This window comes from Geminicoccus sp. (assembly GCF_036263595.1).
Taxonomy (GTDB): domain Bacteria; phylum Pseudomonadota; class Alphaproteobacteria; order Geminicoccales; family Geminicoccaceae; genus Geminicoccus.
The window spans coordinates 21,615-28,560 of sequence record NZ_DATAGQ010000021.1 but is presented as its reverse complement, the minus strand read 5'-3'; the positions used below and the strand labels follow the sequence as shown (position 1 = coordinate 28,560).

Here is a 6,946-nt window from a genome sequence, read left to right as displayed (position 1 = left end):
CAACATCCTCGTTCGCCCAGGATTCTTCCTGTCCAGCGGGGAGATCGACCACGACTCGCTGCGCCGTCCTGCGGGACAGCATGCCCAAGTGCAGTTTGCCCTTGCGGTCACAAAGGAGGATCCGATCGCCGCGGCGGGTCGATGAAGAGGGAGAAATTACCAGCACGTCGCCGCGCCGCCAGCAGGGTGTGAGATCCTCGCTCAGTTCCAAGGCGTAGGCGTGGCTGTCGTCCAGACCGGGGAAGTCGACATCCTCCCAGCCCTCACCGACAGGAAATCCCGACGCATCGAAGACCTGACCCGACATCGCACGGTCGATCGGCAGGGAGCGCAGCCGGCGCGAAATCGGCGCTGGCTCGCCATCGTCCTCGCCGCTCATCAGCGCCACGAAGACCGACATGGGCGTAGACGTGGCCTCCAGGATCTTCGCGATGCTTTCGGTCGAGGGCCAGCGTGCCTTTCCCTGCTTGGTCGCGCGCTTGCTCTTGTTGAAGGTTGTCGGATCGAGACCGGCCCGCTTTGCCAGGCCCGAGGCGGAAAATCCATTCTTGGCGGCTAGGCGGTCAATGCCGACCCAGACGTCCTTATGCGTCATCATAGGAAACAGCTCCGCACACTTATTCTCGCATCATCGTAGTAGGAACATCATCTTGACGATCGGCGATCCTGTCACTAGGCTCATGATCCTATAATCTGAGACCGAGTGTCATGATCGAGACCACCCCCTCCGACGCGCTCGTCGTCTTTGAAGATCGTTCCGACAGTCGCTGGCTCACCTGGCTGAGACCAGGCTTTCGCCATTGCTACTGCCTCGTACGTGCGGAACGCGGCTGGATCCTAATTGATCCGCTTCTACGCAGTCTTCACGTCTCCTGGCTAGATCTGCCGAAAGAATTCGATCTCGTCGAGCACTATGTCGGCTTGGGCAGGATTGTCATCACCGGGCGATGCCCAAGCTTTCAGGCAGCGTTTGCCCGACTGTATCCGGTCACTTGCGTCGAGATCGTCAAACGCACGCTCGGGTTGGGTCATGTCAGAGCTTGGACACCCTACCAGTTGCATCGGGCTCTCGTGGATCTGGGTTGGCGACTACACAAGCCCAGTTGACGTTGTCCAGTAATAGGAATATTGTCTCTATATCAGCGCAACTGCGCAATGCGGTCCTAGCCTGGAGCCCCCAATGCCTGTCGTCGATCTCGATCTCGACCAGCGTTACCGCAGGGCCCGCGAACGGCGGCGGCAGTTCGAGCCGGTCTGGCGGGACTGCCTCGCCTACACGATGCCGCAGCGTGGGCGTGGGCTGGAAAGCGCACCGGGCCGCGGCAGCGAGCGATTGTTCGATGCGACGGCCGCGGATGCGGTCGAGCAGCTGGCAGCCAGTCTGCTGGGCGAACTGACGCCGCCATGGTCCGCCTGGTTCGGCCTGCGTGCCGGCTCGGATGTTCCCAAGCAGGACCAGCCCGCGGTCACGGAGGCGCTGGAAGAGGTGGCTGCCAGGGTGCAGTCGCACTTCGACCATGCGAATTTCGCCGTCGAGATCCACCAGGCTTTTCTCGATCTGGTCACGCTCGGAACGGCCACGCTCCTGTTCGCGGAAGCACCTCCGGGCCGGACCTCGTCGTTTCGCTTCACCGCCATCCCTGCGGCAGAGATGGCGATCGAGGAGGACATCGATGGATCCGTGAACGGCCATTTCCGCGCGACCTGCATGCCTCTGTCCTCGCTGCGCGTCCGCTGGCCGCAGGCTCCCCTGCCAGCCGAGCTGATGGCCGCCGATGGCAGCCAGTCCTGCCGGGTCGTCGAAGCCGTGGTGCCGGTCGGGCGGGGGTTCCAGTATCGTGCATGGCTCACCGATGACGAGGAGACCGGCCGCCCTGTCGCCAGCCTCGCGGAGGGTCAGTTCGACCATTCGCCGTTCATCACCTTTCGCTGGATGAAATCGGCCGGCGACGTCTACGGCCGCTCCCCGATGATGACCGCGCTGCCGGACGTGCGTACCGCCAACAAGGTCGTGGAACTCATCCTCAAGAATGCGTCGATCGCCGTCACCGGCATCTGGCTGGCCGAGGATGATGGCGTGCTCAATCCGGCCAACATCAAGCTGATCCCCGGCAGCATCATTCCCAAGGTCGTGGGCTCCGAGGGCCTGAAGCCGTTGGAGATGCCCGGACGCTTCGATGTCAGCCAGCTCGTGCTGGACGACCTGCGCGCCCGGATCCGCCACACCCTCCTGGTCGACCGCCTGGGTCCCATGCAGGACGCGCGGATGACGGCAACCGAGGTCCTGGAGCGCTCGGCCGAGACGACCCGTCTCCTCTCTGCCGTGTTCGGCCGGCTGCAGTCCGAGCTGCTGACGCCGCTCGTCGCCCGCGGCCTGGCGATCCTGGCCAGGCGCGGCGAGATCGAGGACACCCGCCTGGACGGACGCGCCATGGAGCTACGCTACAGCTCGCCGCTCGCCCGGCGCCAGTCACGGCTGGACGTGCAGAATGCGCTCCTCTGGCTGGAGACCGTCCGGCAGATGGGCGATCCCGCCAGCAGCGTGGTCGATCTGCCCGGTGCCGCCCGCTGGCTCGGACACTCGCTGGGCGTGCCGTCCCAGCTGATCCGCGAGCAGGCAGATCTGGATGCCTTCAATGCCGAGTTCCTGCGGGAGATCATGTCGTGAGGGACAGCCCGCCCGCGGATGCCGCGCAAGGCGGAGGGGAGGACCTGGCACAGTGCGCCGCCCGCCTCTTCGCCTCCCAGGACGGGCAGCGGCTGCTGACGCATCTGGAGAAGGTGTTCCTCCTCCGGCGCGTGCCACCCCAGACGAGTGACCAGGAGCTGCGCCACATCGAGGGCCAGCGCAGCCTGGTCGCCCACCTCCAGTCTCTCGCAGCCCGCGGCCGCAGCCGCTGACCGTCCATTTCGGACCAATCGAGGCTCGTTCACCATGGAACAGGAAAACGTCGTCACCGACCCTGCGGTCATGCCGGAAGCCGGGGACATGACGCAGGCCGAGGTCGCGGCACCGCCGCCGGATGCATCCGGCCTGGAAGGGCCGATGATGGAGGTCCCGGAGAAGTTCCGGGGACCTGACGGCCAGCTCAGGGCCGACACGCTCCTGAAGAGCTATCTGGAGCTGGAGCGCAAGGTCGGCAGCATGTTGGCGGCGCCTGCCGACCCGACCGATCGCGCCGCCCAGGAGCGGCTGTTCGCGGCCCTGGGGCGGCCGAAGGACCCGGCCGGCTATGTCATCGAGCAGAAGGCTGAATGGCTGGAGCGGGACACGGCCCTCGAGGAGCGCCTGCACGCCGCCGGCCTCTCGAACGACCAGGCCCAGCTCGTCTACGACCTGGCTGCCGAACGGATCGAACCGCTCGTCGAACCCGTTCTCGCCGAGGCCGAGCTCGTCCGCGAGTCCCAGCAGCAGCGCGCGCGCCTCGAGGAGCAGTTCGGGGGATCCGAGCGGTTCGCCGCGGTGGCGCAGCAGCTCAAGGCCTTCGGTGAGCGGCATATCGAGCCTGCCGCCTATCAGGCGCTTTCACGCTCCTTCGACGGCGTGATGGCACTGCACGCGATGATGCGTGCCAAGGAACCTGACATCGTCGGCGGCGGAGATCCGGCCTCGCTGGCCCCCGATCCCGACCAGCTCACCCGCATGATGCGCGACCCCCGCTACTGGCGGGACCGCGACAAGGATTTCGTGGCGAGGGTGACGGACGGCTACCGCCGCCTCTACGGCAGCTAGCCGGCCCTCCGCCCGATCTCGTCGGGAGATCGCGGACAACCCTCGTGGCCCGCGCATGCTCCCTTCGCTCAAGCCTCAGGCCAGAATCCCGTGGCCCGGCATGAACCTGCCGGACAACCCCGGCGCACGGCCTCCCGACGACCAACCATCAGGAAGGACGACCATGTCCACCTCGATCGACCAGGCCTTCGTCAAGCAGTTCGAGCACGAAGTACACGAGGCCTATCAGCGGCAGGGCAGCAAGCTGCGCCACACCATCCGCGTGAAGAACGGCGTGACCGGCAGCTCCACCGTGTTCCAGAAGGTCGGCCAGGGCTCGGCTGCCACGAAGGCCCGCAACGGCTTCGTGCCGGTCATGAACCTCGAGTTCGCGACCGTGGAGGCCCGCCTCTTCGACTACTATGCCGGCGAATGGGTCGACCAGCTCGACGAGCTGAAGACCAACATCGACGAGCGCAGCGTGCTGGCCAACGCCGGGGCCTTCGCGCTCGGCCGCAAGACCGACGACCTGATCATGGACGCCCTGAAGCAGGCCAACCAGGAAGCCGGCACGGACTCGGACGGCCTGACCAAGGCGAAGGTCCTCAAGGCCTTCGAGCTGCTGGGCGAGAACGACGTGCCGGACGACGGCCAGCGCTTCGCCATCGTCGGCTGGAAGCAGTGGTCCGAACTGCTGAACCTGCCGGAGTTCGCGAACTCGGAGTTCGTGGGCGACTCCGCCCTGCCCTGGAAGGGCACGCAGGCGAAGATGTGGCTGGGCACGACCTGGATCCCGCATTCCGGCCTGCCCACCGACGGCACGAAGCGCACCTGCTTTTGGTACCACAAGTCGGCGCTGGGTCATGCCATCGGCCAGGACGTGAAGACCGACATCAGCTGGCACGGCGATCGTGCCGCCCACTTCGTTTCCTCGTCGATGTCCCAGGGTGCGGTGATGATCGAACCCAAGGGCGTCGTGAAGATGCCGTGCCTGGAGGACTGAGAGCGATGGCCTACAAACCCGAGAACCTGAGCGTGCTCTCCTACGCCAACGGCTTCACGCTCTGGCATTACCGGACCGAGGATGCCGCGACCGCGGTCGACACGTCCGGCTATTTCGACGTCGCCGCCAAGATGCTGCGCGTCGGCGACTTCATCATGCTGAATGCTGGTCTGGGCACCACGCCTACCCACGGCATGATGGTGGTGGCCGGCAATGCCGACGGCCACGTCGACCTCTCCAACATGGTCCAGTTCGGCGTGCTGAACTCGGACTGACCGAATCGGGCAGCCGCAGCGGCCAAATCCGCTGCGGCGCGCCCTGGGGGAACAGGATCATGGCCTATAGCGACCTCGACCTCTGCTCACAGGCCCTCGTGCGCCTCGGAGCACAGCCGATCGGCTCGTTCTCCGCGGGCAGCGCCGAGGCGACCGTCGCCCAGCAGCTCTATTACCTGGTGCGGGATGGCCTGGTCAGCGCCCATCCTTGGACCTTCTCCATCGCGCAAGCGAGCCTAAGCCATCCGGATGAGGCGGACTCGCAGGATTTCGCCTGGCGCCACCGGCTCCCCTCCGACTGCCTCCGGGTGATCTCCGCGGGACCGTTCCGGTCGGGCCGCGGCCTGGACTACCGGGTCCAGGGAAGCTTCCTGCTTGCCGACCAGGCAACGATTACCCTCACCTACCAGCGGCGCGTCCCCGAGGCGGAATATCCGGCCTTCTTCGCCTCTGCCCTGGTCACACGTCTGGCCGCCGAGTTCTGCCTGCCGGTCACCGAGAGTGCCAGCCGGGCCGAGTTGCTCCGCAAGTCGGCCGAGATCGAGCTTCGCCAAGCGCGGCTGGTGGACAGCCAGCAGAGCACGCCGCGGCGGATGGAAGATTTCACGCTGATCGAGGCTCGCCTCGGATGAGCGCCGTCACCCTGATCAAGTCGAGCTTCACCGCCGGCGAGCTCGACCCGCGGCTGATCGGCAGGTCGGACCTCGAGGCGCAGGCCAAGGGAGCCTCACGCCTCGAGAACGTGCTGGTCCAGGTTACCGGCGGCGTTACCCGCCGCCCTGGCATGCGACGCTCGCTCGACCTGCCCGGTGCGGTCCGCCTGGTTCCGTTCGACGCTGCAGATGGCGGCGCGGTGCTCGCCTTCGGCGCGTTCAAGCTGGACGTGGTGATCGGCGACGTGCTGGTCGGTTCACCCAATACCCCGGCCTCAGCGAACTGGACGGTGGCGCAGGTCCCGCAACTGAGCTTCGGCCGGCTGGGCGAGACCCTGCTCATCTGCCATCCGGACCTCGAGCCGCGGCAGTTGCTGCGCTTGCCGAACGGCAGCTGGGAGCTGAGGCGCTGGTCCTTCGCCATTCCGACGGGCGCCGCAGCGCCGTTCGCCTATCGGGAACCCTTTGCGCGCTTCGCTGCCAACGAGGTTGCCGTCCAGCCGATCAAGGCGGGGCTTGCCGCCAATCAGCCGATCGTGCGCGACTCACTCGTGACGCTGCTGGCGTCGGCGCCGCTATTCACCGCCTTCCATGCCGGCACGAGGCTGCGGATCAAGGGCCGCCAGGTCGAGATCCAGAACGTGCAGAGTTCCACCCAGGCGATCGGCATGGTGCTGGAGGATCTGAACGACGGCCAGACGACCAGGGACTGGGACGAACAGGCGTTCAGCCAGGCGCATGGCTATCCGGCGAATGTCGGCTTCTGGCAGGATCGGCTGATCCTGGGAGGATCACGCGACCTGCCGGACGCGATCTGGATGTCCCGGGCAGGACGCTACTTCGATTTCGACGAAGGCACCGGCCTCGACGAGGAAGCGATCCGCTTCCGCCTGGGCACGGACCGCAACCACGCCATCCGTGCCCTTGTTTCCGGCCGCCAGCTACAGGTCTTCACCAGCGCCGGCGAGTGGGCCTTGTCGGGCGACCCGCTGACCCCGTCGACGATCCGCGCGGACCAGCAGACGGGCATCGGCTCCCTGATCAACCGCAACGTCCGTCCCGTCGACGTGGACGGTGCCACCCTGTTCCTCAGCCGGACCGGTCGCGAGCTGCGCGAGTTCCTGTTCACGAACGACCAGCAGGCGTTCCAGGCGGCCGACCTCGCCGTCCTGGCGCGCCATCTCGTCGTGGATCCGGTGGATTTGGCGTTCGATCCGGTCCGCCGTCTCGTGCTCGTGGTCAAGGGCGACGGCACGATGGCGGCAGCGACGGTCGACCGCGGCAACGGCATCGTCGCCTAGTC

9 protein-coding genes are annotated in these 6,946 nt (G+C 66.5%); 8 read left to right on the top strand and 1 reads right to left on the bottom strand.

Annotated elements, in window-relative coordinates; all coding sequences use genetic code 11:
• Positions 1–598, bottom strand: a 598-nt coding sequence (locus tag VHL31_RS01445) for a hypothetical protein (protein ID WP_329659416.1), incomplete at its 3' end; no start/stop codon positions are given.
• A 110-nt stretch (positions 599–708) separates the two neighbouring features.
• On the opposite strand from VHL31_RS01445, the gene VHL31_RS01440 reads away from it, so the two are divergent.
• The 8 genes from VHL31_RS01440 (at position 709) to VHL31_RS01405 (ending at position 6,944) form a co-directional block, all read left to right on the top strand.
• Positions 709–1,107 (top strand): hypothetical protein, encoded by a 399-nt coding sequence (locus VHL31_RS01440; protein WP_329659415.1) that lies wholly within the window; start codon positions 709–711, stop codon positions 1,105–1,107.
• Between the two features lie 73 nt (positions 1,108–1,180).
• Positions 1,181–2,668: a portal protein gene (locus VHL31_RS01435; protein WP_329659414.1), complete on the top strand. Its 1,488-nt coding sequence runs from the start codon at positions 1,181–1,183 to the stop codon at positions 2,666–2,668.
• Complete coding sequence (locus VHL31_RS01430; RefSeq protein ID WP_329659413.1) at positions 2,665–2,901, top strand: hypothetical protein; 237 nt, start codon at positions 2,665–2,667, stop codon at positions 2,899–2,901. Before VHL31_RS01435 ends, VHL31_RS01430 begins: the two co-directional genes overlap by 4 nt.
• A 34-nt stretch (positions 2,902–2,935) precedes the next feature.
• Positions 2,936–3,733: a capsid assembly protein gene (locus VHL31_RS01425; RefSeq protein ID WP_329659412.1), complete on the top strand. Its 798-nt coding sequence runs from the start codon at positions 2,936–2,938 to the stop codon at positions 3,731–3,733.
• A 163-nt stretch (positions 3,734–3,896) separates the two neighbouring features.
• Entirely contained in the window at positions 3,897–4,715 is an 819-nt protein-coding gene (locus VHL31_RS01420; protein ID WP_329659411.1) for a phage capsid protein, read from the top strand.
• A gap of 5 nt (positions 4,716–4,720) precedes the next feature.
• The gene (locus VHL31_RS01415; RefSeq protein WP_329659410.1) at positions 4,721–4,990 is read left to right on the top strand and encodes a hypothetical protein; all 270 of its coding nucleotides are present in this window, start codon (positions 4,721–4,723) and stop codon (positions 4,988–4,990) included.
• A 59-nt stretch (positions 4,991–5,049) separates the two neighbouring features.
• Positions 5,050–5,622 (top strand): hypothetical protein, encoded by a 573-nt coding sequence (locus VHL31_RS01410; protein ID WP_329659409.1) that lies wholly within the window; start codon positions 5,050–5,052, stop codon positions 5,620–5,622.
• Complete coding sequence (locus VHL31_RS01405; protein WP_329659408.1) at positions 5,619–6,944, top strand: hypothetical protein; 1,326 nt, start codon at positions 5,619–5,621, stop codon at positions 6,942–6,944. The genes VHL31_RS01410 and VHL31_RS01405 overlap by 4 nt, the downstream gene beginning before the upstream one ends.
• The last annotated feature ends 2 nt before the right edge of the window (positions 6,945–6,946 follow it).

What these genes read in the sequence shown, in the direction of transcription:
- VHL31_RS01440 (WP_329659415.1), top strand. Translation starts at nt 709, where the DNA reads ATGATCGAGACCACCCCCTCCGACGCGCTCGTCGTCTTTGAAGATCGT.
- VHL31_RS01435 (WP_329659414.1), top strand. Translation starts at nt 1,181, where the DNA reads ATGCCTGTCGTCGATCTCGATCTCGACCAGCGTTACCGCAGGGCCCGC.
- VHL31_RS01425 (WP_329659412.1), top strand. Translation starts at nt 2,936, where the DNA reads ATGGAACAGGAAAACGTCGTCACCGACCCTGCGGTCATGCCGGAAGCC.
- VHL31_RS01420 (WP_329659411.1), top strand. Translation starts at nt 3,897, where the DNA reads ATGTCCACCTCGATCGACCAGGCCTTCGTCAAGCAGTTCGAGCACGAA.
- VHL31_RS01415 (WP_329659410.1), top strand. Translation starts at nt 4,721, where the DNA reads ATGGCCTACAAACCCGAGAACCTGAGCGTGCTCTCCTACGCCAACGGC.
- VHL31_RS01410 (WP_329659409.1), top strand. Translation starts at nt 5,050, where the DNA reads ATGGCCTATAGCGACCTCGACCTCTGCTCACAGGCCCTCGTGCGCCTC.
- VHL31_RS01405 (WP_329659408.1), top strand. Translation starts at nt 5,619, where the DNA reads ATGAGCGCCGTCACCCTGATCAAGTCGAGCTTCACCGCCGGCGAGCTC.